This is a genomic window from Bradyrhizobium sp. (assembly GCF_049586575.1).
GTDB lineage: Bacteria > Pseudomonadota > Alphaproteobacteria > Rhizobiales > Xanthobacteraceae > Bradyrhizobium.
The window spans coordinates 1-1,916 of the sequence record NZ_JBAVCF010000345.1; the positions used below are offsets into that span (position 1 = coordinate 1).

3 protein-coding genes are annotated in these 1,916 nt (G+C 62.5%); 1 reads left to right on the forward strand and 2 read right to left on the reverse strand.

Annotated features, from left to right (window positions below; all coding sequences use genetic code 11):
- On the forward strand, positions 1-196 hold a 196-nt coding region (locus tag WB528_RS13520; protein ID WP_423888916.1), incomplete at its 5' end, for a hypothetical protein.
- A 5-nt stretch (positions 197-201) separates the two neighbouring features.
- Here WB528_RS13520 and WB528_RS13525 read toward each other — a convergent pair.
- Complete coding sequence (locus tag WB528_RS13525; RefSeq protein ID WP_423888917.1) at positions 202-981, reverse strand: enoyl-CoA hydratase; 780 nt, start codon at positions 979-981, stop codon at positions 202-204.
- A 123-nt stretch (positions 982-1,104) separates the two neighbouring features.
- Positions 1,105-1,916 (reverse strand): hypothetical protein (locus tag WB528_RS13530; RefSeq protein WP_423888918.1); only part of this gene is annotated, 812 nt, incomplete at its 5' end.

A 1,916-nucleotide genomic window follows, 5' to 3' on the forward strand; every position in this document is an offset into this window, starting at 1 on the left:
TCCCGAAGCGGTGCGCGCTGAACTTTACAAGATTCTTGCCGAAGCCCGCGCCGCGCAGCGGCTTCCCTGGGAGCCCAAGACCGTTCTTCTTTACCGCACGATCTTTCCGCAAATGACCAACTGGCTGCCGGACGACGAAGGCGCGCAACTGCGCTTTGAGTTCGAAGCGGAAATCAAGCGGCTGGAGGCTGCCTGAACGGCTTACCGGTTCTTGTTGACCGGCTTTCGCTTTTCGATGAAGGCCGCCATGCCTTCGGAGCGATCTTCCAGCGCGAAGGTCGAGCGAAACAGGTCGCGCTCGACATTGAGCCCTTCGGAGAGCGGCGTCTCGAAGGCCCGGTTGATGGCGGTCTTGGCCATTTCCGCCGCGGGATACGACATCCCGGCGATTTTTTCCGCCATCGTCATGACTTCAGTCATGAGTCTGTCAGCGGGCACAATGCGGCTCACAAGGCCAGACCGCTCGGCTTCCGCTGCGTCCATCATGCGTCCGGTGAGGCAGAGATCCATCGCCTTGGATTTGCCGACCGCGCGCGTCAGCCGCTGCGTGCCGCCGATGCCTGGAATGGTGCCGAGCGTGATTTCCGGCTGGCCGAATTTCGCGGTGTCGGACGCGACAATGATGTCGCACATCATCGCCAGTTCGCAGCCGCCGCCGAGCGCGTAGCCGCTGACGGCGGCAATCGTCGGTTTGCGGCATCTGGCGACACGGTCGCCCCGGATCGCGACGAAGTCGCTGGCAAACATGTCAATGAAGCCTTTCGGCTGCATCTCCTTGATGTCGGCGCCGGCCGCGAAGGCCTTTTCGTTGCCCGTGACGACGATGCATCCGATATTGCCGTCGGCTTCGAGATCATCGACGGCGTTGGCGATTTCCCGGAATACGCCGAAAGACAGCGCGTTGAGCATCTTCGGGCGATTGAGCGTGATGACGCCAACCTTGCCTCTGGTTTCGACAATGATGTGCTCGAATGTCTTCATGATCGGCCCCGTGTTTCACGTTGCCGGTAATGTGCCCGCTCACGGGGTGGGCTTCAAGTGGCGTCGGCAGGCCGGACGGCAGTCGCCTCCAGCCAGCAATCAGGCACCACCGACGCCGCGATGTCAGGTGATGAACATGCGCGCGGCCGACGCCATCGTCAGCAGCGCGCCAAACCCGATGAAGATTTTCCCGATCAGCGAGGTCTGGTTCCAGACCGTGCTTTCGCCGGTCGTCGTGGCCGCGGTGGCGGGCGGCGAGCTGATGGGTGCGGCCGGCGTTGAACTTCCTTCTTGCAGTGTCCGGTCGACGTCGTTGAGCTGGTCTGCCGCGACCACCAGGGTCCGGTCGTCCGCATCCGCGCGATCGGACGCGATTGCCGTAACGCCGGCTCCCGGCGGAATTGCCGTGGCGGCATTGATCCGGGCGCCGGCGAGCAGCATCTGCGCATTTGCGTTGGCGATCGATGGTGGAATCGTCGCCGGCGCGTTGCTGTTGTCGGTCACAGCGTCGGTCACGACAGCCTTTTTGTCGTCGTTGTCGGCGTCGGCCTTCGCGACCGCGTGAACTGTGTGGCGCGCGTAGTGCCTTCGATGGTGAGAAGCGTGCCGGTAGATGCTGTGAGTGACCGGCGCCGCAGTCGAATTGTCCGATTTCGCATCCGCTGCCGAACCGTCACCATCCGTTGCTGCCGCGGCCGGGCTTGCGAACAGCACGAAGAGCGCGGCAGCTAAAATCAAGGCCGAGCACCCGCTGGCTTTGATGATCATTTGGCAATCTCCCCGTTTGCCAGTCCCCGGGGTGGGAAAAAGAACTCCGGGGATGTCCACAGCGGGGCAAAAAAAGGGAATCTTCTGACAAGTCCCGGCCAAAACGCGGCAGGCGGATCGTGACTCAATCCTGAATTGGCCGTGACCCATCAGGCGGGTATCAGCGG